The organism is Peteryoungia wuzhouensis (genome assembly GCF_003205195.1).
GTDB lineage: Bacteria > Pseudomonadota > Alphaproteobacteria > Rhizobiales > Rhizobiaceae > Allorhizobium > Allorhizobium wuzhouense.
Genome location: NZ_QJRY01000005.1, coordinates 144,643 through 170,175 on the forward strand (window position 1 = coordinate 144,643; position 25,533 = coordinate 170,175).

The following is a 25,533-nucleotide window of genomic DNA, read 5'->3' on the forward strand; positions in this document are numbered from 1 at the left end:
CCATGTGGCTGCCCGTCCTCCTGTTCAGCCTTGTTCTCGCCTCGCCGCTGGCGGCGGCGGAGCACAGGGTCGCGCCGGGAACGGGCAGCCTTGCCGCCGCCATCGCCGAGGCAGCACCCGGCGATGTGCTGATGCTGACCGACGGGGCCTATCTGGGACCTGTCGTTGTCGATCGGGCGCTTGTCGTCACCGGCCCGCGCGGCGCTGTCGTCGATGGCCGGGGCTCCGGTAGCGTGATCACCATCACCGCCTCTGACGTCGCCCTCAAGGGCTTTACGGTCACCGGCTCCGGACGCATCAACCAGAACCTCGATGCTGGCGTGAAGATTGACAAGGGCGCAGATCGCTCCCAGGTCGAAGACCTGCTCGTGACTGGTAATCTGCATGGCATCGACGTGCATGGTGGCCGTGATGCGGTGGTGGCCCGCAACGAGATCATCGGCCTCGATAGCCCCCGCATGAACGAGCGCGGCAATGGCATCTATGTCTGGAACAGTCCCGGCACCTTGCTGGAGAACAATGTCATCCGCTTCGGCCGCGACGGTATCTTCTCCAATGCCAGCTCGAACAGCATCTATCGCGGCAATCTCATGCGCGACCTCAGGTTTGCCGTGCATTTCATGTATACGCGCAACACCGAGGTTTCCGACAATATCTCGATCGGCAACCATCTCGGCTTCGCCATCATGTTCTCGAACCAGGCGAGGATCCTGAACAATTTCAGCCTCGGCGACCGCGAGCACGGGCTGATGCTGAACTATGCCAACAATGCCGACGTCACCGGCAATCTGGTGCGCGGCGGCACGAAGAAGTGCTTCTTCATTTACAACGCCCACAAGAACCTGATCTGGGACAACCGTTTCGAGGGGTGCGATATCGGCATTCACTTCACCGCTGGCTCTGAGAAAAACGTGCTGACCGGCAATGCCTTCATCGCCAATCGCGAACAGGTTAAATATGTCGGCACCCGCAACATGGAGTGGAGCCATGAGGGCAGGGGCAATTTCTGGTCCGACCATCCGGCCTTCGATCTGAATGGCGACGGCGTTGCCGACAGCTTTTATCGTCCCAATGACGTGATGGACCAGATCCTCTGGTCCCAGCCCGCCGCAAGCCTGTTGATCGGCTCGCCAGCCGTCCAACTCGTCCGCTGGAGCCAGCGGGACTTCCCCGCCACGCTCCCGGGCGGCGTGCGCGACAGTGCGCCGTTGATGCGGCCCCTGACCATTGCCGTTCCGCCCGAAATCCTTGGTTACGAAACCCAGGCCGCCGGCCGCTGGGCCGAAGGACATTACGATGACACCGACGCTGACAATCTCTCGGCTCACTAAGCGCTTCCACTCCGTCGAGGCGCTGAACCAGGTCTCGCTGTCCTTACAGCCGGGAAAGCGCGCCGCGTTGCTGGGGCATAACGGCGCCGGCAAGTCGACGATGATGAAGATCATTCTGGGGCTGATCCCGTTCGACAGCGGTGACGTCACGGTCTGCGGCGAGGCGCCGGGCTCGGCTGCCGCGCGCATGCAGGTGGCCTATCTGCCGGAAAATGTCGCCTTCCATCCGGCGCTGACCGGCGAGGAACAGATCCGCCATTATCTTTCGCTGCGCGGTGAAAATCCGCGCAACGCGCCGGAGCTTCTGGCCCGTGTCGGGCTCGCCCACGCGGCGCGGCGTCGGATTGGAACCTATTCCAAGGGTATGCGCCAGCGGGTCGGCCTCGCCCAGACCTTGATCGGTCGCCCCCGTCTTCTGGTGCTCGACGAGCCGACGTCCGGCCTCGATCCGGTCTCCCGCCGGGATTTCTACGACCTGCTCGATGGTCTTTCCGCCGATGGCACCACGATCCTGTTGTCCTCGCATGTCCTGACCGAGGTCGAGGCGCGCACCGACAGCATCCTGATCCTGTCCGGCGGACAATTGGTAGCCGAGGGCACGCTTGCCGATCTGCGCGCTCGGGCCGCCCTGCCGATCATGCTCCTCGTTCGCCCGGCGGCAGCCCATGCGGCACCGCTCGCGGCCGCCTTTCCGGAGGCCGTTGTCGGCGCCGACGGGCTGCTGCGCATCTCCTGCGCGCAGGCGCAGAAGCTGCCGCTGCTCGCCCGGATCACGGCGCGTGGCGCAGACGTCGCCGACTTCGACGTGATCCCGCCGAGCCTCGAGGATATCTACAGCCATTTCAGCCGGAGGGACGGGCAATGAGCCGCATCCTCGCCACCGGGATCACCGAATTCCGCATTTCGTTTCGCAATCGCTGGGTGCTGATCGCCACCGGCATGATGGTGCTGTTTGCCCTGGTTCTGGCCGCCGCCGGTTCTGCGCCGACAGGCGATGTTGGCGTTGATCGGCTGTCGGTCACGGTCGCCTCGCTGACGTCGCTGGCCGTCTATCTCGTGCCGCTTCTGGCGCTGTTGATGAGTTTCGATGCCGTGGCGGGCGAGGTGGAGCGCGGCACGCTGCCTCTGCTTCTCACCTATCCGGTCTCCCGCCTGGAGATCCTGCTCGGCAAGCTTCTCGCGCATCTGGCAATCCTGGCACTCGCCGTCACGCTCGGTTACGGCGCAGCGCTGGTGGTTGCGATCTGGTCCGATCCGGGCGCGATCCAGGGTATCGGCTCGCTATGGAGGCTGATCTGGTCCTCTGTTCTCTTGGGCGCGACCTTTCTGGGCGCGGGCTATGCGCTGTCCGCTCTGGCGCGCCGTCCCTCCGGCGCTGCCGGTCTTGCCATCGCGCTCTGGCTGGTTGCGGTCGTGCTTTACGACCTGGCGCTTCTGGCGCTGATCGTGACGGATGGCGGCGGCGCCTTCACCACGCAGGCCCTGCCCGTCGCTCTGCTGGCCAATCCCGCCGACGCCTTCCGTGTCTTCAATCTCTCGGCAGGCGAGGCGGTGGCCGCTGCCGGCGGTATAGGCGGCGCGGCTGGTGCGATCCCGCTCTGGCAATCGGCCACCTCGCTGTTTGCCTGGCCCTTGCTCGCCATCGCGCTTGCACTCGCCGCGTTTCGAAAGGTCACGCCATGAGAGATCCATTGAAAGCACCGTTGAAAGCGTTGCTTCGCCCGATCCTCTTCATCCTCGGGCTGGCGCTGTTGGCCAGTTGCCAGCAAAAAACTGTGCAGGATACGACGCCGCAGGACATGACGGCCGAAACGCTCGGTCATTACTGCCAGATGAACCTGCTGGAACATCCTGGCCCCAAAGGGCAGGTGTTCCTCGAGGGCATGCCTGCGCCCCTGTTCTTCAGCCAGGTGCGCGACGTGATCGCCTATATGCGGGGACCAGAGCAGATGGCGCCGATCGTCGCCGTCTATGTCAACGACATGGGAGCTCCGGGCGCAACCTGGGATCATCCCGGTGACGGCAATTGGATCGCCGTCGACAAGGCCGTCTACGTCGTCGGCTCAACGCGGCAAGGCGGCATGGGCGCGCCGGAGACGGTGCCGTTTTCAAGCCGCGAGAAGGCAGAGGTATTTGCACGTGCCGAGGGGGGCCGGGTGCTGGCCTTTGCGGAGATCACCGACGACATGGTGCTGACCCCGATCCAAGTCAGGTCCGATCCGAACGCGGAGAGCGGCGATATCGATTTTGAGAACCGCCTGCGCGCCCTGCACAACAAAGCTGGAGGCTGAGCCATGCCGATAACCCGCCGCCGTTTGATCACGATTTCTGCCGCCTTGGCTCTTCTGCCGGCCGTGGCGCGGGCCGCCCCGCAGACCTCGAAACACTGGACCGGGCAGGCGCTTGGCGCGCGTGCCTCGATCCGAATCGACCATCCAGATAGTGAAGCGATTGCCGCGCGCGTGATGGCCGAAATCGATCGGCTGGAGGATATCCTCAGCCTTTATCGCGCCGATAGCGCGCTGTCGCGGCTCAACCGGCAGAGCCATCTTGCCGAGCCGCCCTTCGAGTTGCTGGAATGCCTGTCGCTGGCCAGCGCCGTGAACCATGCGAGCGGCGGGCGGTTCGATCCGACCGTGCAGCCGCTCTGGACGCTCTGGGCTGAAGCTGCCGTGCGTGGCGGGCGGCCGGACCCTGAGGCGATTGCGGCGGCGAAAGCCTTGGTCGGCTGGCATAAGGTCGAGCTGGATACGGCAAAAATCGCGCTACGGCCGGGCATGGCGCTGACGCTGAACGGCATCGGCCAGGGCTATGTCGCCGACCGAGTGGCAGCGTTACTGGAGGCCGAGGGACTGACGGACATCCTCATCGATACAGGAGAATTTCGTGCTCTTGGCGGCAGTCCAGAGGGGGGCGAGTGGACGGTCCGGCTCGAAGCTGGCGGGTCTCTCGGTTTGCGGCAACGTGCTCTCGCTACTTCGTCGCCACTTGGAACGACATTCGACGCTGCAGGGCGGCACGGCCACATTCTTGATCCAGCGAGCGGAACACCAGCACCGGCGATATGGCGCGCTTTGTCGATCTCTGCGCCCACGGCGGCGGTCGCAGACGCGCTTTCGACGACAGCATGCCTTCTGAAGGATATTGACCAGGTGGAACACCTTGTCGAATTGTTCCCAGGGGCTCGACTGGAGGCCGCAGATCGACGGTGAAAAATGTTCCATAATTCTGCTTACCCGACAAATGGTCGGGTTCAGCGCTCTAGACCCGGGTTTTGTACAAGTCTCCGCGCAATCAGGCCCCCGCAACCAGTTCAAACATAAATCGCTCATCACACCAATATAACAGGCGCTTAACCGCCAAATCATCCGCACCGCCTCTGTCCACCAGGGGCGGTTTTTGCGTTGCTTTTAAACGATCCGCCCCTCCGGTAGGTTGCGGGCGCTCCGCGAACACTTCAAAGTGAAGCTGCTGGTCAGCGCCGGGATGGCGCCAAGAGACGCTCCATGTTGTGCCACAGCCGCCGCATTTGATCCCTTTGTGTCGCCACGTATTTGGTAGCTTGGGGATAGATAAGGACGCGGCCCGTGCGGTCGGGATATAGGTCACCGTCACGGATACGGTATATTTCCCCCGTGGGCGACAGGTGCCAGTCGATAGATCCGTGCAGCTTTATGAGGTGGGCGCGGAAAATTCCCGCTGGCTCGGGCTCGCCAAAACGATGGGAACGGAATGCAAGCGCTCACACCTTCAAAACCCTCCGCATGTTCGCCGAGGAGCTTCCGGCGTTTATCCCCGCCGTCTTTACCTAAACAGAAAACGTGCTGGCAGAGAGGATAGTTCTACCTCGCGATGGTGCCCGTAAATGCAATCGACCACGGATTGACCGTACCTTCCTGAAATCACTCATTCTGCAGGAAATTTTCCGTGGCAGGTCAGTCAGCACCTCTTGCCAGGGACATTAACTCGGCTTCGGCGGCCTTTACCGCGGCTGAATAGCGTTCTACGGCAATATCGATCTGCGTTTTGGTGATCGATAATGGCGGAGAGAACGAGTTCACGGGCAGGAATGGCAGGGCGCGGGTCAATACGCCGTGCTGCGTTGCATGCCGTGCGACCACTCGATGCGGTGCGGTCCCCTTGGGGAACTGTCGCTTGGTTGCCTTGTCGGCCATGAACTCAATGCCGACCATCAGGCCGTGGCCTCTGATGTCGCCGACGAAGGGATGGTCCGCCAGCGCCTGTTTCAGGGTGTCCAGAAGGTGCGGCCCGACGGCTGCGGCATTTTCCACCAGACCTTCTCTTTCAATGAGATCGAGATTGGCAAGCGCCACGGCCGCGCCGACCGGATGTCCGGAATAGGTGAAGCCATGCATGAAGGCGCCGGTTTCCGCCGATTTGTCGGCCAGCACAGACCAGATCCTGTCGGAGATGATCGAGGCCGACATGGGGAAATAGGCGCTGGTCAGCCCCTTGGCCAGCGAGACGATGTCGGGGCGAAGCCGGTAGGCACCGGTGCCGAACCATTCCCCAAGGCGACCAAAGCCCGTGATGACCTCGTCCACGATCAGCAGAATGTCGTGGCGGTCGAGAACCGCCTGGACACGTTCGAAGTAGCCTGTCGGTGGCAGGAAGACGCCGCCGGTGCCCATGATAGGCTCGGCGATGAAGGCGGCGATCGTATCGGCGCCTTCCCTTGCGATCATGTCTTCCAAATCCGCGATCAGGCGGTTCGTGTATCCTTCCTCGGTTTCGCCCGGGAGGCCGAACGTGAAGTAATGCGGACAGCTGGTGTGCAGCACGCCGTCCACAGGAAGGTCGAATGCCTTGTGATAGCCATCGATGCCAGTGAGGCTGCCACTGGCATGGGTCACGCCGTGATAGCCGCCGATGCGTGAGATGATCTTCTTCTTTGCAGGTTTGCCACGCAGATTGTTGTAGTAGCGTACCAGCTTGAACGCGGTGTCGTTGGCATCGGAGCCGGATGTGCCAAAGAAGACGCGGGCCATGTGCGGAGCACCGGCGCGTTCGCGAAACAGGGACAGCAGACGGTCTGCAAGGCGGATCGAGGGTTCCGAGGCTGCCCCGCCAAAGAGGTGCTGGAAGCTCAGGTCACGCATGGCTTGTGCCGCAGCGTCTGCCAGTTCGGTGCGCCCATAGCCGACATTCACGCACCAGAGACCTGCCCCCATGTCGATCAGCCGCTTGCCTTCAGCCGACACCAACTCCACGCCGGAGGCTGACTGGTAGATCTGCGGGCCATTCGTCTGCTGGTCGTGAATGGATGTCACGGGATGGAAGAGGCTTGCCCGGTCCATGTCGCGTAGGGTGTCGTTCGGCTGATCGGTCATGATTTGGTTCCAGGTTTGCGAAGGTCCGGTGTCGGTTTGGTAAGGCTTTTCAGTGCCAGGACGGCGCTTGAGGGCGTCGTCAGGACCGGCACGTCGATGTAATGCCGCACAGCATCTGCCGCGCGGGCGAGCGAAAACTGCCCGAGGACGAGTGCGTCGACGGATGGTAGCTGTCGGCAGGCCTCTGCTGCCAGGCGATCATGCTCGTCGCCGTTTCCGGCCTTGAGGGCTGTAAGTCCGCCTTCCACCAGGACGGGGATAACTTCGACCGCTTGGCCTCGTTGTGACGCCATGGAGAGGAGTTCATCCCTCAGCGACGCGAATGACGGGCCGAATGTCACGGCAAGGCCGATCCGGCCGCCGAGGGTAAGCGCCTGTTCGAACGCCGCTTCATTCGGACGAAGCACGGGGATCGGCATGTGCTCCTTGACCGCATCGATCGCCGGTCCGAAGGCAGAGCAGGTAAAGAGAAGAGCCCTGGTCTCGCCCGCTTCCCCTTGAGACGCTGCAGCATAGTCCGCCAGGTGTCGGATGCGGTCGGCAATGCCGTCCTCGAGCCTTTGGCCGGCCGCGAGATCGCCAGACAGGGAGGTGTCGAGCAGGTCGAAGCAGTATGCCTCGGGCCAGAGCGCACGGAAGGCTTGACGCGCTGGAAGCACCGATTCCGTCAGCGCATGGATGAGAGCAATCCTCATTCTTCTCTCTTCAGCCATGATCATTTCTTCCGCTCTGGCGGGCCTTCTGCAGCTGGATCAACAGCCGATCCCGCTCGTTTTCGAGCTCAGGAATTGTCCGGCCGGCCGCCTGACGTTCGATACCGTCGATCAGGCGTTCGCAAAGCTCTGGCGTCAGTTCGGGTGTGCCGAGCGACTGCCAGCGTTTTACCTGGCTCGGACCGAGATGGGCGAGGTAGTGACGGATGCCACCGGGACCTCCGCCAAGATGGTAGGCCATATGGGCACCGGTGACGGACCAGCGAAGGCCCGGGCCGTCCCGCATCGCCGTGTCGATATCCGCAACGTCTGCAATGCCCTCCGCCACGATGTTCACGGCTTCGCGCCAAAGCGCGGAGGCAAGCCGGTTGGCGATATGCCCGACGGCTTCTTTCTTCAGCCGCACCGGACTGCGGCCGAGTTCACGATAGAGCGCTTCTGCACGGGTCAGGGTGCCTTCATCCACGCCATAGATTTCCACCAGGGGAATGAGATGTGGCGGGTTGAAGGGGTGCGCCGTGATGAAGCGCTCCGGCACCTTCAGCGTTCCGCTGAGGGACGACCATGTCAATGCGGAGGTGCTGGATGCGATGATGGCCCGTGCATCCGCTGTGGCTTCGATATCAGCATAGAGGGCCTGCTTGAGTGGAACCTGCTCCGGCGCGTTTTCCTGGATCAGGGTCGCACCTTCGACGGCCTCTTCCAGCGTTTGGGTTACCCTCAGCTTTGCTGTCGATATCGGCCAGCCATGCAACTCGTTGAGATGTGTGAGGGGACGGATGATGCGCTCTGGCAGCGAGGCGCGGCTTTTTTCGGCGGGATCCCATGCCGATACATCCCAACCGCGCGCCAGACCCAATGCCGCCCAGCTTTCACCAATCAGGCCGCAACCTATGACAGCGAGACGAGTGGTCATGTACACCTCAGAGCACGAATTTTCACATTATGCGATTTGCGATCGCAAAACAGGCTAGAAGTTCGTGAAACTTTCGTCAATACTGCCATTTCGGAGATGCGAAGCGTTCGCCGAGCGATGCGTGGCAGGCAGTTGCCGCCGAAATTTCAGATGCAGTACCGGCCATTGGCCGTTCTAATTCGGGGAAGTGACATATGAATACCCTTCAGTTTTACATTGGTGGCGCCTGGGTTCAGCCGGATTCGGCCGATGTGATGGATATCATCAATCCTGCCAATGGAGAGGCCTGCGGCAAGCTCGCGCTCGGAAACCGGACCGATGTGGATCTTGCCGTTGCGGCGGCTGTCCGGGCTTTCGACAGTTGGAGCGCCACCGCGCCTGCGGAACGCAAGGCCGTGCTTCAGCGTGTCGTGGAGGTCTATCGTCGGCGCAGTGACGAAATTGCCGATGCCATCATGATCGAAATGGGCGCGCCCAAGGGGCTTGCCCGCGGTCCTCAGGCCGGTTCGGGTCTTGGCCATCTCGAAGATTTCATTCGCGCGATGGACGATATCCATTGGGAGCGCCCGCTGTTCCCTGGCGATACCTCGAACCAGATCGTGCTTGAGGCAAAGGGTGTCGCGGCGCTCATCACGCCCTGGAACTGGCCGATGAACCAGGTGACGCTCAAAGTGGGTGCGGCGCTGGCTGCGGGTTGCACCATGGTGCTCAAACCGTCCGAATTCGCACCGCTTTCCGCTGCGTTGTTTGCCGAAGTTTTGGATGAGGCCGGCGTGCCGGCGGGTGTCTTCAATCTCGTTCACGGCACCGGCGTGGCCGTCGGCGAACGGCTTTCGAGCCATCCTGACGTGGCTGTCATCTCGCTGACCGGCTCCACGCGCGCGGGCGTCGCCGTCAGCAAGGCTGCTGCCGAGACCGTCAAGCGGGTGGGACTCGAGCTTGGCGGCAAGGGTGCCGATATCATCTTCGACGATTGCAATGTCGAGGCGGCGGCGGAAGCGACTGCCCGTCACATGTTCCGCAATTCCGGACAGTCCTGCAATGCGCCTTCGCGCATGCTGGTCCAGCGCAATGTGTATGAGCAGGCGGTCGTGGCAGCGGCGCGCGTCGCAAAGGAGGTTCGTGTCGGGGATCCGGCCAGCGATCGCACGGAAATGGGGCCGGTCGTCAATGCCGGCCAGTTCGGCCGGATCCGCGGTCTGATCGAGGCCGGAATTCAGGAAGGTGCGCGGCTTGTCGCCGGTGGCGCCGATCTGCCGGAAGGGGTCGACAGCGGCTACTTCATTCGCCCGACCGTGTTTGCCGACGTGCATAACGGCATGACGGTTGCCCGCGAGGAGATCTTCGGGCCAGTCCTGACCATCCTGCCCTTCGACACCGAAGAAGAGGCGATCGCGATCGCCAACGACAGCGTCTACGGCCTGGCTGCCTATCTCTGGACTGATGATGCGGAGAAGGCTCGCCGCGTCAGCCGCAAGCTGCGTGCCGGCATGGTGCGTCTCAACGGGACGGATCTGCCTTACGGAGCACCTTTCGGCGGCTTCGGGCAGTCGGGTATCGGGCGCGAAGGTGGCGTCTGGGGCATCGAGGAATATCTCGAAGTCAAGGCGATCAGTGGCTGGCCCAACGCGGCCTGACATTATTCCGCCAACGGATGTCCTCTGTCTTCCCCGCTTATTCGGTGGTATCGGAGGACATCCATACAGACGCACAATCAGGGCTTTTCGCAAGCCCAGTCCAGACGCATCGAGACGGGAGCAAGAGGTGAAATCACCTGCAGTTATCGGGCTTGGCACGGTCGACCTCACGCCGCTGCACGAAATTGTCTACCAGCGGCTGAACAAGGCCCTCATGGCCGGGCAAATCAAGCCGGGGCAGAAGCTCACGTCTCGCAAGCTTGCCAAGGAACTCGGCACGAGCGACATGCCCGTCCGTGCGGCGCTGGCCAAGCTGCAGGCTCTGCGAGCGCTCGAGCAATTGCCGAACGGCTCGCATGTGCTTCCGCCGATGACCAAAGAGAGATTTGCGGATCTCATGCAGAGCCGCATCATATGTGAGCCTGCGCTGACGGAGATCGCCGCGCGGCACATCAAGCCGGCCGACCTTCGGGCGATCCGTAAAGAGGCGGCAGCCCTGACCCAGTCCGCGCAAGATCAGGACATCGACGGCTATCTGCTGCACAATTACGAGTTCAAGTTCAGCATCTACAGGGCGGCGGGATCCGACAGCATGCTGTTCCTGATCGAGACCGTCTGGCTGCAGGTCGGGCCGTTCCTGCGGCAATTCGGCGGGCGCTTCGGGGGCAACCTCTCCGGCATTCTCGAAATCGACTATCACGAGGAAATCGTCGAAGCCCTTGCCCGCGGTGACGGCAAGGTCGCGGCTGAGTTGATGTATAAGGACATTTCCGAGGGGCTCGCCTTTTTGACGCAAAATGCCGACTTCGCGGACGGCTGAGGATTTGCGGCTTTGAATCAACGGATAATCTGAGCGCCGGCACCGGCGCTTTTTTTTGATCTGCGGCCTTCTCACGCTCTTGAAAAATGCGATCGCAGATCGTAAAAATTATTTGATCAAATTTGGAGAACCGGCATGTTGAATGGGAAAATCTGTATCGTCACCGGTGCAACATCGGGCATTGGCTCCGGAACTGCGCTGGAGCTCGCTCAGCGCGGAGCGGACGTCGTGCTGGTCGGCAGGAACGTCACGCGGGGTGCGTCACTGGCTGCGGAAATCGAGGCCAGCGGCCGGCGTGCGCTCTTCATCGAGGCCGATCTGGCAGATCGCTCCGCGCCGGATCGCATCGTGGAGAAAAGTCTCCGGCACTTCGGCCGCATCGACGTTCTGATCAACAATGCAGGTGTGCTCATCAATGGCCGGGTCGACGAGACAAGCGATGACGAATGGGATCGCATCATGGATATCAATCTCGGTTCGGCCATGCGCATGTCGCGCGCGGTAATTGCGCCGATGCGTGGGGCGAACAAGGGTGCGATCGTCAATGTAGCGTCCGACTGGGCGCTGATGGGCGCTCGCGGTGCCGTTGCCTATTGCGTCTCCAAGGCCGCGATGGCGCAGCTCACCCGCTGCATGGCGCTGGACCACGTCGCAGACGGCATCCGGGTCAACGCGATCTGCCCGACAGACACCGATACGCCGATGCTCGATCTCGCCTATGAAGGCGATGGCCGAGACTGGAAGCTCGAAAAGCTTGCGGCAACCATTCCCATGGGGCGCGTTGCGCGTGTCGACGAGATCGCGAAAGTCATCGCTTTTCTCGCCTCCGACGATGCCGGTTTCATGACGGGCGCTCTCGTTCCGGTCGATGGCGGAACGTCGGCGCAATGAAGCCGGCGTTCGTCTGACGCCAGAACCTCATCTGAAATCCGCCAATCGGAGATCCCCATGTCCGACACGCATAAGAACCTCGTCGCCGGCCGATGGCTGGATGGGGTTTCGCTGACCGAGAATCGCAATCCTTCGGATGTTTCCGACCTGATCGGTCTCTATGCCAGTGGTAGCGCCGAGGATGTTCATCGTGCGGCCGAAGCGGCTGCCGATGCGCAACGTTCGTTTTATGCCAAGGGGCCTCAGGCCAGGGCCGATCTGCTCGACAGGATCGCGGCCGGGATCGAGGCAAAGGTCGAGCCACTTGCCCATATGCTGGCACGCGAAGAGGGCAAGATCCTGTCTGAGGCGCGCGCCGAGACAATCCGAGCCAGCCAGATCTTTCGCTTCTTTGCCGGGGAGGCGCTCAGGCTTTCGGGCGAGAGCGTTGCATCCGTCAGAGCCGGTGTGGATGTCGATATTCGGCGTGAACCTCTGGGCGTCGTCGGACTGATCACCCCCTGGAATTTCCCGATCGCCATCCCGGCCTGGAAGATCGCGCCCGCTCTTGCCTATGGCAATGCCGTCATCCTGAAGCCGGCAGACCTGACGCCCGGAACTGCACATCTTCTCGCCGAGATCATTGTCGAGGCAGGCTGCCCCGCCGGCTTGTTCAATCTCGTCATGGGGCCCGGCTCGCGGATTGGCCCGGCCATGCTGTCGAATCCTCTGGTCCAGGCCGTGTCGTTTACGGGGTCCGTTCCCACGGGGCGGGGCATTGCCCGCTCTGCCGCTGAGAGCCTGAAGAAGGTTCAGCTCGAAATGGGTGGCAAGAATCCGATGGTGGTCATGGATGATGCCGACATCGATCTTGCCGTCGCGGCATGCCTCAACGGTGCATTCTTCTCGACGGGGCAGCGCTGCACGGCGTCCTCTCGACTGATCGTGCAAGAGCGTATTCACGACCGCTTCGTTGAGGCGCTGAGTAAGGCGGCGCTGGGGCTCAAGGTCGGACCGGCGCTTGCGGCCGACAGCCAGATGGGGCCGGTGGCGTCCGCGTCCCAGCTCGACCACAACCTCGCCTATGTCGCGCTCGCCCGCGAAGAGGGATGCGAGGTTCTGGGCGGCGAGCGGATTGATGAATTGCCGCAAGGTCATTTCCAGAAGCCTGCGATTTTTGTCGGCGCAACGAACGACATGCGCGTCAGCCGTGAGGAAATCTTTGGTCCCTGCGCAAGCGTGATCAAGGTTGGCGATTTCGAAGAGGCGGTCGCCGTCGCGAATGACACCGAGTTCGGACTGTCTTCCGGCATCTGCACGGGCAGCCTCAAATACGCCCGCGAGTTCCAGCGTCGCTCGACGGCCGGGATGGTGATGGTCAACCTGCCGACAGCCGGCGTCGACTATCACGTGCCGTTCGGCGGCCGCAAAGGCAGCAGCCATGGCCCGCGCGAGCAGGGCCGCTACGCCGCCGAATTCTACACCACTGTCAAGACCAGTTATGTTTTCGCCGGTTGATGCCGGCCCCCTTCATGTCGCGCTCGCGCAGAGCCAAGAACAGGAGATGCCATGACCCTCTCGAACTCCACGGCAGAGATCCGCCGCCTCGACGCCGCCCATCATCTGCATCCCTTCACCAATACGCGTGAGCTCAATGCGCGCGGTGCGCGGGTTATCACCCAGTCGTCGGGAGTTTATCTCCAAGATTCCGAAGGCAATCGCATCCTCGACGGCATGAGCGGTCTGTGGTGTGTCAATGCTGGCCATGGTCGCCGCGACATCATCGATGCCGTTTCGCGCCAGCTCGAAGAGTTGACCTTCTACAACACCTTCTTCAACACGACGCACCCGTCGGTCGCCGAGCTTTCGGGTCTGCTGAGCGAGGTCACACCGCCTCAGTTCAACTATTTCCACTACACCGGATCCGGATCGGAATCGAACGACACGATCTTCCGTCTCGTCCGCTATTACTGGGAACTTGAGGGCAAGCCGGAGAAGAGCATCTTCATCTCCCGGCGCGGCGGATATCACGGTTCCACGGTCGCTGCTGCATCGCTGGGTGGCTTCGGCTCGATGCACAAGCAGGGTGGCCTGCCGATCGCCGGCATCTATCACGCCCCGTCGCCGGACTGGTGGAGCTATGGTGGCGACATGAGCTCGGATGAGTTCGGCCTCCATGTGGCGCATCAGACGCTGTCGCTGATCGACGCGATTGGTTCAGATCGCATTGGCGCCATGATTGGTGAGCCGATCATGGGCGCGGGTGGCGTTATCGTTCCTCCGAAGACTTATTGGCCGGCGCTTTCGGCCGGTCTTAAGGAACGCGACATCCTTCTCATCTCGGATGAAGTCATCTGCGGTTTCGGTCGGACCGGGGAGTGGTTCGGTTGTGAACTGATGGGGACGGAACCGGATTTCCTCACCATGGCGAAGGGCATCACCTCGGGCTATATCCCGCTCGGTGCTGTCGGCGTGTCCGACCGGGTGGCCAAGGTTCTCCTCGAAAAGGGCGGCGAATTCGCCCATGGTCATACCTATTCCGGCCATCCTGCCGCTTGCGCAGCAGCCATCGCGACCCTGAAAATTCTCCGCGAGGAGAAGCTGGTCGATCGCGTTCGCACCGATATCGGCCCTTATCTGAAGCAGAAGTGGAAGACGCTTGCCGACCATCCCATCGTCGGAGAAGCTGTCATAGAAGGTCTGATCGGCGCGTTCCAGTTTACGAAGGACAAGTCTTCCAGGAAGGGCTTCGACGAGGATGCGCGCATCGGCATGATTGCACGTGAGCATTCCTTCAAGAATGGGCTCGTGATGCGCGCCGTCGGTGACCGCATGGTGATTGCGCCTCCGTTCACATTGACCCATGAGGAAGCGGACGAACTGGTGTCGATCGCGCAGAAGGTCATCGAACTGACCTATGCCGACGCAAAATCCAACGGGCTGATTGCCTGATATCTCCAAGGTGGACCTCGCTACGACATGACTTACCTCCCATCCGGTGCCTCGGCTCAGGAAGCCGAAACCTTTCTGGCCACCTATCCCGAGGCAGAAGCGATCGACGTCGTCATGACGGACTGCCATGGCATCGGACGCGGCAAGATCATTCGTCGGCACGAGCTTCAGTCGCTCTACCGCTCCGGCAGGGCGATGCCGAGTTCGCTGTTCGGGCAGGACGTGACGGGCGATGATGTCGAGGAGTCGGGACAGGTGTTGAATGATGGAGGAGGGGACAAGCGTTGCTTCCCTCTGCCCGGCACCCTTGGTTTCCTGCCGTCGACGGGGCGCGGCCAGGTTCTCGTCAGCATGTATGACGAGAGCGGGCAGCCTTATTCCGCCGATCCGCGTTTTGCACTGGTGGCCCAGATGGAACGCGCCCGCCGGTTGGGCTATGCGCCCATGGGAGCCTTCGAACTTGAGTTTTACCTGATCGACATGGACGTCGGTCCGGAAGGTCAGAGGCAATCCGCGCGGTATGCCCTGACCGGTCGCCGCTCGCCCTACCGCAACACCATGGCGGTCGACGAACTCGATGAGATGGCGCCATTCTTTGAAGCGGTTTATGCCGGCGCCCGACATCTGGACCTGACGCTGGAGTCCTTGATCTCGGAATATGCGCCGGGCCAATACGAATTGACGATCAAGTATCGTGATCTCTTGAGGGCCGCCGATGATGTGATTGTCGCCAAGAGATTGATCCGGACCACGGCGCGCAGATTTGGCATGGAGGCCTGTTTCATGGCCAAACCATTCGGAGGAGAGGCTGGCTCCGGCATGCATCTGCATCTGTCGCTTGCCGGCCAGGCTGGCGAAAATCTCTTCGCCGATATCCACGGCGACAAGCTGAACCCGTTGATGCTGCAGGCGATCGGCGGCATCAGGCGGACGATCGGTGACACCATGCTGGTGCTGGCGCCCTTCCTCAACTCCTGGCGCCGATTTGCCTCGACGTCCTATTCCCCCGCCTCCGATGACTGGGGTGTCGAGGATCGCACCGTTGCCATCCGCGTTCCGGCGTCCGGTGGCAATGCCCGCCATTTCGAACACCGGGTCGCGGGCGTCGATTCCAATCCGTATCTGGTTGCTGCGGTTACCCTCGCAGGCGCCCTCGACGGCATTGCCGGGCAAATCGACCCCGGTCCGGCCAAGTCCGGAGTTGATCCGGCGGATGGTGCAACCTTGCCGCGCTCCTGGCTGGACGCCATCGATCGCGCAGAACGCTCTCCGTTCGTGGAGGAGGTTCTCGGAAAAGACCTGCACCGGGCCTTCATCGCCGTCAAAAAGGCAGAATATCAACGGCTCGCCTCAACGGTTACAGAGGTCGAATGGGCGCTTTACGGGCATGTCGTCTAGCGGCAGGCCCATTCAACGATAGACGGAAGGGGGTGTTGATGCCATTCACTTCCTCGAAGTGAGGATCAACGAAACCAACTCTCAGGGAGCAGACATGACCGCGACAGCCTTGGTCCTGGTGGATTTCCAGAACGACTATTTCGATGGTGGGGCATTTACCCTCGTCGGTACCGCCCAAGCGGCGGAGAAGGCCCGCAAGATCCTTGACCGTTTCCGGACCAACAAGGAAACGATCGTCCATATCCGCCATCATGCGGGGGAAGAGGATGCGAGTTTCTTCATTCCGGAAACATCGGGCGCCGAGATCCATACGACGGTTGCGCCGGTGGAAGGCGAAGCGGTCGTGACGAAATCGAACATCAACGGCTTCCTCGGAACCGACCTCAAGGCGATCCTGGATGTACAGGGCGTGACGAATCTGGTTGTCGTGGGCGCGATGAGCCACATGTGCATCGATGCGCTCGCCCGCGCCGCATCCGATCTCGGTTATGCCGTGACTGTGGTCCATGATGCCGTCGCCACCCGGGATCTGGAATTCGCCGGCAGGACAGTCGCTGCCGCCGATGTGCACGCATCGTTCATGGCCGCTCTGGCGTTCGCCTATGCGAATGTCGTGAGCACTGAAGACGTCCTGAACAACTGAAGGGTGGCGCCGTGAGGCGCCCAAAACCCGCTGTTGTCGACATGCCGTAGATGCGCCTGACTGCGTTTCGGGCGTGCATCTACGGGCCGCTCGCCGTGAGCTTGCGCGTGTTGCCTCGCGCGTGGCGCGCGGTCCCATTCCGCTTGCAAGACCGCTACTCGTTGCGGGCCGATGGAGAGACGTGACCGTTTGCGGCAATGCTCGAATACATGCCGGTGGTGCGAAAATCGGTCGGGCTTGCGCCGAAATGGCGGCGGAAGACCTTGGCGAAATAGTTCGGGTCCTCGAAACCGGACATGACGGCGACCTCCTTCACCGACAGGTCGGCGGCCTTGGTCAGGAGTTTGGTCGCTCGTTGCAGCCGCTTGCGCATCACGAACTCGGCCGGCGGCACGCCCTCGCTCATCGTGAACACTCTGGAGAAATGCGCGCGGCTGAGGCCGGACACTTCCGCAAGCGTTTCGACCGGGAGAGGATGCTCCAGATTGGCCGCGATGTGATCGATGACATGCTTCATCCGGCGTTGTTCCTCGCTGAAGACCGGATGTGAGCCGAACACATCATCGTAGAGAACCATGGCTGCTTCGTAGGCAATGGCGGATGCCTTGCCGGGCGCATCCGTTCCCCCGGCGATCAGCCGCAGGCTGCAGTCCGCGAGGCGCTCGATCGTTTCCGGTTTCAGATTGAGGACCGGGCCGCTGGTCGCGAGGATGGCCTTGTGAATGCGCAGCGCTTCCTCGCCGTTCATGGAGATCCAGAAAAACTCCCACCGGCCGTTCTGCTCCAGCCAGTAGCGATGGTTGTGGGGCACGAGGACCAGAAGGGTTTCGCCCTCCTTGATCCGATAGTTGCGGTTTTCATACCGCAGGTTGCCGGCACCCGCGATCGTGTGTTGCAGCACCGTGAACGGTGTTTGCCCGCGTTTTCGTCCATCCCAGTCATAACTCGGGTCTGTGCGGACCTCGTAGCCCGTGCTTGTCGGCATCGTGTGAAGGCTGTGGCGACCGCGCGGCAGAGAAACCGTGCGCATGGTTGGCCCATTTTCGATCAGTCGGTTCAGCACAGAATTACCCATGAAAGCACAATACCTCTCTGGTGACGGCTTTCATTATACGCATAATGGCATCCAACAATGCAAGATGACCGGGTTGGAGCGGTGTCGGCAGGGAGGTGTGAGGAGGGGAGGGCGTGCTTGCACTTCGACCCTTGGCGCGTTGATTTTACCCTGTCCATTCTGCCGACCGAATGATCAGCGAAGAGGACAGCATGAGCAGCTTCAAGATTGCCATTATCGGTGCCGGTAGTGTCGGCTTCACCAAGAAACTCTTCACCGACATCCTGTGCGTGCCGGAGTTTCGCGATGTCGAATTCGCGCTGACCGATGTCAGCGAGCACAATCTCGGGATGATCAAGGCGATCCTCGACAAGATCGTGCAGTCGAACAACCTGCCGGCGAAAGTCACCGCGTCGACCGATCGCCGCGAAGCCATTGCCGGCGCGCGTTACATCATCAGTTGCGTGCGTGTCGGCGGGCTGGAAGCCTATGCGGATGATATCCGTATCCCGCTGAAATACGGTGTCGATCAATGCGTCGGCGATACGATCTGTGCGGGCGGCATCCTCTACGGTCAGCGCAATATCCCGGTCATTCTGGATTTCTGCAAGGATATCAGGGAATTGGCCGAGCCTGGCGCGAAATTCCTCAACTATGCCAATCCCATGGCGATGAACACCTGGGCGGCGATCGAATACGGCAAGGTCGACACGATCGGTCTTTGCCACGGCGTTCAGCACGGCGCTGAACAGATCGCGGAAATCCTCGGCGCCGGACCCGGAGAACTCGACTACATCTGCTCCGGCATCAATCACCAGACCTGGTTCGTGGATGTGCGTCTGAAAGGCCGTCGGATCGGCAAGGACGAACTGGTCGCCGCCTTTGAAGCGCATCCGGTCTTCTCGAAACAGGAAAAGTTAAGGATCGACGTGCTCAAGCGCTTCGGTGTCTATTCCACCGAAAGCAACGGTCATCTGTCGGAATATCTTCCGTGGTATCGCAAGCGGCCGGACGAGATCGGTCGCTGGATCGACATGTCCGACTGGATCCACGGCGAGACCGGTGGGTATCTGCGCTACTCGACCGAAACCCGCAACTGGTTCGAGACGGAGTTTCCGCAGTTCCTGGAAGACGCCGGTAAGCCGATCGACCCCGCCCGTCGGTCCAATGAACATGCCAGCCATATCCTTGAGGCGCTGGAGACAGGGCGTGTCTATCGCGGCCACTTCAACGTCAAGAACAACGGCGTGATCACCAATCTGCCGTCGGACGCGATCATCGAGTCACCCGGTTTCGTCGATCGCTTCGGCATCAATATGGTGGCCGGGATCACGTTGCCTGAAGCCTGTGCCGCCACTTGCATCTCGTCGATCAATGTCCAGCGCATGTCGGTTCACGCCGCAATTTCCGGCGATATCGATCTCCTGAAACTGGCGGTCCTGCATGACCCGCTGGTCGGCGCGATCTGCACGCCGGAGGAGGTGTGGCAAATGGTCGATGAGATGGTCGTCGCCCAGGCTCAATGGCTGCCGCAATACGCTCATGCCGTCCCTGCGGCCAAGGAAAGGCTGAGCCGGTCGACAGTCAAGACCCGCGATTGGAATGGTGTTGCGCGTCGCGAGGTTCGTTCGATCGACGAATTGCGCGCGGAGAAGGAAGCCAGAAAGCTGCAGCCGGCGGGCTGAGGCTGGTTATGACGTGAAATTCCGACCGGCTTTTTGAGGAGGAGCCGCGTCGGGGAGTTGGGCGAGGTTTCGTCCTCTCCTCCGGTCGGCGGCATGCCGTCGTCAGACCGGGTGCTTTTTGGAGGAGAGCCGCCCATTCCGGGTGGTCTGGAGCATGAGGGATGACAACGACAATGAAACGCTACCGCTATCTGAGATCCACTGCTGCCCTTCTACTGGGCGTATCCAGCTTTGCCATCGGCGCCATGGCGTCTGAACCGACCGTTGTGCCGGAAGCACCGCCTTTCCCGGCTCAGGGCAAGATCACCTATGTGCCACGGGATTCCATTCTCGAATTCAAGGCGCTGCCCGAATATCATGAGCCGGACTGGGTGACCGAGAAATTCGTCAAGACGGGCAAGCTGCCCCCGGTCGCTGAGCGTTTGCCAAAGGAACCCATGGTCTTCAAGACCGGCAACATGCCGGACGGGATTGGCGTCTATGGCGACACCTTGCGTCACGTCATTGGCGGGCGACCTGAAGGTTGGAACTACTCCGCCGGCCAGACCCAGGGCTGGGGCGGTATCGACATTGCCATGTCCGAATGCCTGACCCGCACGGCTCCCCTGTTCCAGGTCGAAGCCAAGGATGTCGAGCCGCTGCCGAACCTGGCGCGCAGCTGGGAATGGTCCGAAGACGGTCACAAGCTGACCATGCATCTCATCGAGGGCGCCAAGTGGTCGGACGGTGTGCCCTTCACCTCGGAAGATGTGATGTTCTACTGGAATGACAACGTGGTCGATACGAACGTATCGCCGCTCAACGGCGCGACACCGGAAACCTTCGGTGAAGGGACAGTGCTCAAGGCCATCGACGACTATACCGTCGAGTGGACGTTCAAAGAGGCCTTCCCGCGGCAGTATCTCTATTCCATGGCCTATGGCACCTTCTGCCCAGGCCCGGCTCATATCCTCAAGACCAAACATCCGAAATACAACAAGGATATGACCTACGACCAGTACAAGAACGGCTTCCCGGCCGAGTTCATGAACATTCCCGTCATGGGCGCCTGGGTTCCGGTCTCGTATCGGCCCGACGACATCATCGTCCTGCGGCGCAATCCCTATTACTGGAAGGTCGACGAAAACGGCCAGCAGCTGCCCTACATCAACGAAATGCACTACAAGCTGTCGACCTGGGCCGACCGCGACGTGCAGGCGATTGCGGGTTCGGGCGACTTCTCCAATCTTGAGCAGCCCGAAAACTTCGTCGAGTCGCTGAAACGGGCCGCCCAGGAAACGGCGCCGGCGCGTCTCGCCTTCGGCGGCCGACTGATCGGCTACAATCTGCGCATGAACCTCTCGGGCAATGGCTGGGGCGAACCAGACGGACGGGCCAAGGCGGTGCGCGAGCTCAATCGCAACACGGACTTCCGCAAGGCCGTCACCATGGCGCTCGATCGCAAGAAGATCGGTGACTCCTTGGTCAAGGGACCATTCACGGCCATTTATCCGGGCGGCCTGTCCTCCGGGACCAGCTTCTACGATCGTGCGTCGACCGTCTATTATCCCTTCGATCTCGAGGGTGCGAAGGCTCTTCTCGAAAAGGTCGGTCTGAAGGACACAGATGGCAACGGCTTCGTGAATTTCCCGGAGGGGACCGAGGGAGGCAAGGACGTCCAGATCGTGTTACTGGGCAATAGCGACTACGGCACCGACCGCAATCTCGCTGAAGGCGTGATCGGCCAGATGGAGCAGCTCGGCCTGAAGGTGACCTTGAACTCGCTCGACGGTGTGAAGAAGGACAATGCGCATTATGCCGGGCAGTTCGACTGGACGATCCGCCGCAACGATCCCGAGCTGACATCCGTGGTGCAGAGCACCACCCAGCTTGCCCCGACCGGGCCGCGGACCAGCTGGCACCATCGCGCAGGCACTGACGGTTCCGTCGACCTTCTCCCTTATGAGAAGGACATGGTCACGATCGTCAACAAGTTCATCGCCTCGCAGGACAATGCAGAACGATCCGACCTGATGAAGCAGTATCAGAAGATTGCGACCGAGAATGTCGATACGGTCGGCTTGACCGAATATCCGGGCGCACTGATCATCAACAAGCGCTTCTCCAACGTTCCGGTGGGTGCTCCGATCTTCATGTTCAACTGGGCGGAAGACACCGTGATCCGTGAGCGCATGTACGTGGCTGCCGACAAGCAGGGGGACTTCGAGCTCTTCCCGCAGCAGCTTCCTGGCAAGCCCGGCGAGACCGGTCCGATCAACTGATCCATGCTTCCCGTCGGGCCGCGCTGTGGTGCGGCCCGATGTCCCCGAACACACAAGAGAACCTAACAGCCATGTTCCGATTTCTGCTTGTGCGCATCGCGTCAGCCATACCCGTTCTGTTCGTGCTCAGCGTCGTCACCTTTGCAATCATCCAGGCGCCGCCGGGTGACTATAGCGATTATATTCGCTCGCAAATGATCAACCAGGGCGGCGCTTCCTTCGAGCAGGCCGATGCCCAGGCGCAAGCCTACAAGATCGCCAACGGGCTCGATAAACCGATGGTCGTCCAGTATGTGAACTGGGTCACCGGGATCGTCACCCGAGGTGATTTCGGCCATAGCCTCTTTTACAACAAGCCGGTGTCCGAAGTGGTGGGCGAACGACTGCCGCGTACGCTGGCGCTGGCGCTCGTCTGCCATATCCTCGCTTCCGTCATCGGCATCACTTTCGGCATTCTCGCGGCCACACGCCAGTATACCTGGGTCGACAGTCTGCTGTCGGGCATATCCTTCCTCGGCATGACCGTGCCGCGCTTCCTCATGGCGTTGATCATCGTCTACATCCTGGTCTTCCATTTCAATGTGACCGAGATCAACAGCTTCCATTCGGCAAAATACGGCGGTGCGCCCTGGTCCTGGGACAAGTTCGTAGATCTTCTAAAACATGTCTGGCCGGTCATCGCCATCGCCACCTTTGGCGGGCTCGCCTACAATATGCGGGTCATGCGCGGCAATCTGCTCGATACGCTGAACGCGCAATATGTCGAGACCGCCCGCGCCAAGGGACTAAGCGAAAGCCGGGTGATCATGCGCCATGCCGTGCCCAATGCGCTGCATCCGCTGGTCATGTATCAGGGCGTCGTGCTGCCCTACATGCTGACGGGCGAAATCGAGACGGCCATCATCTTCGCGCTGCCGACGGTCGGCCCTGCCATTGTCGGGTCCATGTGGGTGGGCGACGTCTATGTCACGGCAACCTTCATGCTGGTTCTCTCGGCCACGCTCATCGTCGGCAACATCATCGCCGACATGCTGTTGGCCCTGCTTGATCCGCGTGTTCGCCTGGGTGGAGGAGCGCACGCATGACCGCTGATGTCCGCCCCGCCATGGTCGAAACGGCCACCGAAATCCATCACAGTGAAACCTATCAGGCACTTGTCTGGCGGCGTTTGAAGCGTTCCTGGACCGGGATGACGGGACTGGTCCTCGTCTGCCTGTTGATGCTGATGACGATCTTCGCCGAATTCTTCTCCCCCGTGGACCCGAAGTTGACAGGTGTTGCATTTGCCGCGCCGCAGACCGTCAGCCTCACGGATCAGGACGGCTCTCTGGTCTGGCCCCGCACTTACAAGCTCGGCGAAGGCACGGAGCTCGACCCCATCACTTTCCAGCCGATCATCGGCCCCGATTACGCCAATCCGGTTGACCTCGGCTTCTTCGTCAAGGGCTTTTCCTACAAGCTCCTCGGCCTGATCCCCACGGATCGCCATTTTTTCGGGGGCCTTGACGGGACGCCGGTCAATTTTCTCGGCACCGACAAATTCGGACGGGATGTGCTGTCGCGCATCCTGCATGGGTCTCGGGTGTCCCTGATGATCGCGCTCACGGTCGTCTTCATCGTGACGATCATCGGGACCACCGTCGGCATGGTGTCGGGCTATTTCGGTGGCCGCTTCGACACCTGGATGCAGCGCTTCGTCGAACTGGTGCTCGCCTTCCCGCAACTGCCGCTCTACCTCGCGCTCACCTCGCTGATCCCGGTCACCGCGCCCACCCATGTCTTCCTGGCCTTCGTGATCTTCTTCATGTCGGCGCTTGGCTGGGCACAGATGTCACGCGAAGTGCGTGGCAAGACGCTGGCGCTGGCGCGCATCGAATATGTGCGGGCGGCCATGGCAATCGGCGCGACCGACAGGCGCATCATCTTCCAGCACATCTTTCCGAATGTGATGAGCCACGTGATCGTGTCGGTAACGCTCGCCATCCCGAGCGTGGTGCTTCTGGAATCCTTCCTCGGCTTCCTGGGGTTTGCCGTGAAGCCGCCGCTGATGTCCTGGGGTCTCATGCTGCAGGATACCGCCACCTATTCCGTCATCGGGTCCTACCCCTGGATCCTCTCACCCGTTGCCTTCGTGCTGATCACCGTCTTTGCGTTCAATGCGCTTGGCGACGGTCTGCGCGACGCGATCGACCCCTATTGAGGAGCTGACCATGGCCATCGTCGACATCAGTAAGCTCGCCCCCGAAGAACGGCATGATCACGCGGCCGCCATTGGCAAACCGATCATCGATGCGCGTCATGTGGCGGTGACATTCAAGGTTGAGAACGGCGAGGTGGACGCCGTCAAGGACGTGTCGTTCCAGCTCTATCGGGGGGAGACGATCGCGGTCGTCGGGGAGTCGGGTTCGGGTAAATCCGTCACGGCCCGGGCGGTGATGGGGCTCCTGACCAAGCGCGCCTCGGTCTCGAAAGCCTCCAGCATTGCCTATGACGGCCAGAACGTGTTGAAATTTTCCGATCGGCAACGCCGGGCGCTGCGTGGCAACCGGATCTCGATGATCTTTCAGGAGCCGATGAGCTCTCTCAACCCGGTCTATACGATCGGCGCGCAGATCATCGAAGCGATCCGCGTGCATCAGAAGATGAGCCGCCAGCAGGCCACGGACCGGACGCTCGAGCTTTTGCGCCAGGTGCAGATCCCCGACCCGGAATCGCGCTTCAACCAGTATCCGCATCAGCTGTCAGGCGGGCAGCGCCAGCGCGTGATGATTGCCATGGCGCTTGCCAACAATCCGGATGTGCTGATCGCGGACGAACCGACTACGGCCCTCGACGTCACGGTGCAGGCGCAGATCCTCAACCTGATCCGGGACCTGCAGAAGACACTTGGCATGGCCGTGATCCTGATTACCCACGATCTGACGGTGGTCCGGCAATTCTCCGACTACGTCTATGTCATGCAGAGCGGCGAGGTGAAGGAGCACAACACGACGGCAGAGCTCTTCCGCAGTCCGCAGCATCCCTATACGCGGCACCTGCTTGCCTCCGAACCGAGCGGAAAGGCCAATCCGATGCCGGCCGGCTCCGCCACCATTCTGGAGGGCCGGGATGTTCGTGTGTCCTTCATGCTGAAGGCCGGCGGTTTCTTCAAGCCCCGGTTGAAGGAGCTGGTTGCGGTCGACAGCCTCAATCTCAAGCTTCATCGCCACGAAACCCTGGGGCTCGTCGGCGAGTCCGGTTCCGGGAAGACGACGTTTGGCCAGGCCTTGATCCGACTCCAGGCGGTCGAAGGTGGCGAGATCTTCTTCGACGGCCAATCGATCGAGACCAGGAGCCGTGAGCAGATGCGGCCGCTGCGCTCGCGCATGCAGGTGGTCTTCCAGGATCCGTTCTCCTCGCTCAATCCGCGCATGTCCGTCGGCCAGATCATCGAGGAAGGCCTGATCGTCAACGGACTGGGCAGCACCCGAAGCGAGCGGCTTGACCGGGTGCGTGAGGCTCTGGCGAGCGCCGGTCTCCCCACCAATATCCTGGCGCGTTTCCCGCATGAGTTCTCCGGCGGCCAACGTCAACGCATCGCGATTGCCCGCGCCGTCGCCCTCGAGCCGGAATTCATCCTGCTCGACGAACCGACGTCCGCGCTGGATCTCTCGGTCCAGGCGCAGATCATCGACCTGCTGCGCAAGCTGCAGGACGAGAAAGGCCTCAGCTATCTCTTCATCTCTCACGATCTGAAGGTCGTGCGGGCTCTCTGCCACCGCGTCGTGGTCATGCAGCACGGCCGGATTGTCGAAGAGGGGCCGGTTGAGGACGTCCTATCCCATCCCAAGACCGCCTATACCGAACGGCTCGTCCGGGCCGCATTCGAAGTCGCCGCATAATTCACAGACACGAGGCATCAT

The 25,533-nt window shown here is 61.4% G+C and carries 21 protein-coding genes; 17 read left to right on the forward strand and 4 right to left on the reverse strand.

Going from position 1 to position 25,533, the window contains the following annotated elements; all coding sequences use genetic code 11:
* Nucleotides 1–2 precede the first annotated feature (2 nt).
* The 5 genes from DMY87_RS14625 to DMY87_RS14645 are packed head-to-tail and all read left to right on the forward strand — an operon-like array spanning nt 3 to nt 4,543.
* Nucleotides 3–1,331 (forward strand): nitrous oxide reductase family maturation protein NosD, encoded by a 1,329-nt coding sequence (locus DMY87_RS14625; protein ID WP_110792367.1) that lies wholly within the window; start codon nt 3–5, stop codon nt 1,329–1,331.
* Complete coding sequence (locus DMY87_RS14630) at nt 1,297–2,196, forward strand: ABC transporter ATP-binding protein (RefSeq protein ID WP_110792368.1); 900 nt, start codon at nt 1,297–1,299, stop codon at nt 2,194–2,196. The genes DMY87_RS14625 and DMY87_RS14630 overlap by 35 nt, the downstream gene beginning before the upstream one ends.
* Nucleotides 2,193–3,014, forward strand: coding sequence for an ABC transporter permease (locus DMY87_RS14635; RefSeq protein ID WP_110792369.1), 822 nt, complete (start codon nt 2,193–2,195; stop codon nt 3,012–3,014). The genes DMY87_RS14630 and DMY87_RS14635 overlap by 4 nt, the downstream gene beginning before the upstream one ends.
* A gap of 8 nt (nt 3,015–3,022) precedes the next feature.
* Entirely contained in the window at nt 3,023–3,622 is a 600-nt protein-coding gene (locus tag DMY87_RS14640) for a nitrous oxide reductase accessory protein NosL (protein WP_205908171.1), read from the forward strand.
* A gap of 3 nt (nt 3,623–3,625) precedes the next feature.
* Nucleotides 3,626–4,543 carry an FAD:protein FMN transferase gene (locus DMY87_RS14645; RefSeq protein WP_110792371.1) on the forward strand — a complete coding sequence of 306 codons (918 nt, stop codon included), beginning with the start codon at nt 3,626–3,628 and terminating at the stop codon, nt 4,541–4,543.
* Between the two features lie 723 nt (nt 4,544–5,266).
* Here the strand turns inward: DMY87_RS14645 and DMY87_RS14650 are convergent.
* From DMY87_RS14650 to DMY87_RS14660, 3 genes are read right to left on the reverse strand one after another with little or no spacing between them, the layout of a single operon-like run.
* Nucleotides 5,267–6,682: an aminotransferase gene (locus DMY87_RS14650; protein ID WP_205908172.1), complete on the reverse strand. Its 1,416-nt coding sequence runs from the start codon at nt 6,680–6,682 to the stop codon at nt 5,267–5,269.
* The gene (locus tag DMY87_RS14655; protein WP_110792372.1) at nt 6,679–7,377 is read right to left on the reverse strand and encodes an aspartate/glutamate racemase family protein; all 699 of its coding nucleotides are present in this window, start codon (nt 7,375–7,377) and stop codon (nt 6,679–6,681) included. Before DMY87_RS14655 ends, DMY87_RS14650 begins: the two co-directional genes overlap by 4 nt.
* A 10-nt stretch (nt 7,378–7,387) precedes the next feature.
* Nucleotides 7,388–8,311, reverse strand: coding sequence for a 3-hydroxyacyl-CoA dehydrogenase NAD-binding domain-containing protein (locus tag DMY87_RS14660; protein ID WP_110792373.1), 924 nt, complete (start codon nt 8,309–8,311; stop codon nt 7,388–7,390).
* Between the two features lie 194 nt (nt 8,312–8,505).
* Between DMY87_RS14660 and DMY87_RS14665 the strand changes: the two genes are divergently transcribed.
* The 7 genes from DMY87_RS14665 (at nt 8,506) to DMY87_RS14695 (ending at nt 16,631) form a co-directional block, all read left to right on the forward strand.
* Nucleotides 8,506–9,948 (forward strand): aldehyde dehydrogenase family protein, encoded by a 1,443-nt coding sequence (locus DMY87_RS14665; protein ID WP_110792374.1) that lies wholly within the window; start codon nt 8,506–8,508, stop codon nt 9,946–9,948.
* Between the two features lie 127 nt (nt 9,949–10,075).
* Nucleotides 10,076–10,768, forward strand: coding sequence for a GntR family transcriptional regulator (locus DMY87_RS14670; RefSeq protein ID WP_245408926.1), 693 nt, complete (start codon nt 10,076–10,078; stop codon nt 10,766–10,768).
* Between the two features lie 135 nt (nt 10,769–10,903).
* Nucleotides 10,904–11,659, forward strand: coding sequence for an SDR family NAD(P)-dependent oxidoreductase (locus DMY87_RS14675; protein ID WP_110792375.1), 756 nt, complete (start codon nt 10,904–10,906; stop codon nt 11,657–11,659).
* Between the two features lie 57 nt (nt 11,660–11,716).
* A complete protein-coding gene (locus tag DMY87_RS14680; protein WP_110792376.1) occupies nt 11,717–13,156 on the forward strand; it encodes an aldehyde dehydrogenase family protein in 1,440 nt (479 codons plus the stop codon).
* 51 nt (nt 13,157–13,207) lie between these two features.
* The gene (locus DMY87_RS14685) at nt 13,208–14,590 is read left to right on the forward strand and encodes an aminotransferase (protein WP_110792377.1); all 1,383 of its coding nucleotides are present in this window, start codon (nt 13,208–13,210) and stop codon (nt 14,588–14,590) included.
* A 27-nt stretch (nt 14,591–14,617) separates the two neighbouring features.
* On the forward strand, nt 14,618–15,988 hold the full coding sequence (locus DMY87_RS14690; protein ID WP_110792378.1) for a glutamine synthetase family protein: 1,371 nt from the start codon (nt 14,618–14,620) through the stop codon (nt 15,986–15,988).
* Nucleotides 15,989–16,082: 94 nt separating this feature from the next.
* A complete protein-coding gene (locus DMY87_RS14695; protein WP_110792379.1) occupies nt 16,083–16,631 on the forward strand; it encodes a cysteine hydrolase family protein in 549 nt (182 codons plus the stop codon).
* A 154-nt stretch (nt 16,632–16,785) separates the two neighbouring features.
* On the opposite strand, the gene DMY87_RS14700 is transcribed toward DMY87_RS14695, so the two are convergent.
* Nucleotides 16,786–17,706 carry an AraC family transcriptional regulator gene (locus tag DMY87_RS14700; protein WP_110792380.1) on the reverse strand — a complete coding sequence of 307 codons (921 nt, stop codon included), beginning with the start codon at nt 17,704–17,706 and terminating at the stop codon, nt 16,786–16,788.
* Nucleotides 17,707–17,897: 191 nt separating this feature from the next.
* On the opposite strand from DMY87_RS14700, the gene melA reads away from it, so the two are divergent.
* The 5 genes from melA to DMY87_RS14725 all read left to right on the forward strand — a co-directional run bounded on the left by melA (nt 17,898) and on the right by DMY87_RS14725 (nt 25,512).
* Entirely contained in the window at nt 17,898–19,370 is a 1,473-nt protein-coding gene (melA, locus tag DMY87_RS14705) for an alpha-glucosidase/alpha-galactosidase (RefSeq protein WP_110792602.1), read from the forward strand.
* Between the two features lie 173 nt (nt 19,371–19,543).
* Nucleotides 19,544–21,631, forward strand: a complete 2,088-nt coding sequence (locus DMY87_RS14710) for an ABC transporter substrate-binding protein (RefSeq protein WP_110792603.1) — start codon at nt 19,544–19,546, stop codon at nt 21,629–21,631.
* A 71-nt stretch (nt 21,632–21,702) separates the two neighbouring features.
* Nucleotides 21,703–22,716, forward strand: coding sequence for an ABC transporter permease (locus DMY87_RS14715; protein WP_110792381.1), 1,014 nt, complete (start codon nt 21,703–21,705; stop codon nt 22,714–22,716).
* Nucleotides 22,713–23,831, forward strand: coding sequence for an ABC transporter permease (locus DMY87_RS14720; RefSeq protein ID WP_110792382.1), 1,119 nt, complete (start codon nt 22,713–22,715; stop codon nt 23,829–23,831). Before DMY87_RS14715 ends, DMY87_RS14720 begins: the two co-directional genes overlap by 4 nt.
* A gap of 10 nt (nt 23,832–23,841) precedes the next feature.
* Entirely contained in the window at nt 23,842–25,512 is a 1,671-nt protein-coding gene (locus tag DMY87_RS14725; RefSeq protein ID WP_110792383.1) for an ABC transporter ATP-binding protein, read from the forward strand.
* The last annotated feature ends 21 nt before the right edge of the window (nt 25,513–25,533 follow it).

Bases quoted from the DNA above. Each gene is read 5' to 3' on its own strand.
- DMY87_RS14625 (WP_110792367.1), top strand. From the start codon at position 3: ATGTGGCTGCCCGTCCTCCTGTTCAGCCTTGTTCTCGCCTCGCCGCTG.
- DMY87_RS14630 (WP_110792368.1), top strand. From the start codon at position 1,297: ATGACACCGACGCTGACAATCTCTCGGCTCACTAAGCGCTTCCACTCC.
- DMY87_RS14635 (WP_110792369.1), top strand. From the start codon at position 2,193: ATGAGCCGCATCCTCGCCACCGGGATCACCGAATTCCGCATTTCGTTT.
- DMY87_RS14645 (WP_110792371.1), top strand. From the start codon at position 3,626: ATGCCGATAACCCGCCGCCGTTTGATCACGATTTCTGCCGCCTTGGCT.
- DMY87_RS14650 (WP_205908172.1), bottom strand. From the start codon at position 6,682: ATGACCGATCAGCCGAACGACACCCTACGCGACATGGACCGGGCAAGC.
- DMY87_RS14655 (WP_110792372.1), bottom strand. From the start codon at position 7,377: ATGAGGATTGCTCTCATCCATGCGCTGACGGAATCGGTGCTTCCAGCG.
- DMY87_RS14660 (WP_110792373.1), bottom strand. From the start codon at position 8,311: ATGACCACTCGTCTCGCTGTCATAGGTTGCGGCCTGATTGGTGAAAGC.
- DMY87_RS14665 (WP_110792374.1), top strand. From the start codon at position 8,506: ATGAATACCCTTCAGTTTTACATTGGTGGCGCCTGGGTTCAGCCGGAT.
- DMY87_RS14675 (WP_110792375.1), top strand. From the start codon at position 10,904: ATGTTGAATGGGAAAATCTGTATCGTCACCGGTGCAACATCGGGCATT.
- DMY87_RS14680 (WP_110792376.1), top strand. From the start codon at position 11,717: ATGTCCGACACGCATAAGAACCTCGTCGCCGGCCGATGGCTGGATGGG.
- DMY87_RS14685 (WP_110792377.1), top strand. From the start codon at position 13,208: ATGACCCTCTCGAACTCCACGGCAGAGATCCGCCGCCTCGACGCCGCC.
- DMY87_RS14690 (WP_110792378.1), top strand. From the start codon at position 14,618: ATGACTTACCTCCCATCCGGTGCCTCGGCTCAGGAAGCCGAAACCTTT.
- DMY87_RS14695 (WP_110792379.1), top strand. From the start codon at position 16,083: ATGACCGCGACAGCCTTGGTCCTGGTGGATTTCCAGAACGACTATTTC.
- DMY87_RS14700 (WP_110792380.1), bottom strand. From the start codon at position 17,706: ATGGGTAATTCTGTGCTGAACCGACTGATCGAAAATGGGCCAACCATG.
- melA (WP_110792602.1), top strand. From the start codon at position 17,898: ATGAGCAGCTTCAAGATTGCCATTATCGGTGCCGGTAGTGTCGGCTTC.
- DMY87_RS14710 (WP_110792603.1), top strand. From the start codon at position 19,544: ATGAAACGCTACCGCTATCTGAGATCCACTGCTGCCCTTCTACTGGGC.
- DMY87_RS14715 (WP_110792381.1), top strand. From the start codon at position 21,703: ATGTTCCGATTTCTGCTTGTGCGCATCGCGTCAGCCATACCCGTTCTG.
- DMY87_RS14720 (WP_110792382.1), top strand. From the start codon at position 22,713: ATGACCGCTGATGTCCGCCCCGCCATGGTCGAAACGGCCACCGAAATC.
- DMY87_RS14725 (WP_110792383.1), top strand. From the start codon at position 23,842: ATGGCCATCGTCGACATCAGTAAGCTCGCCCCCGAAGAACGGCATGAT.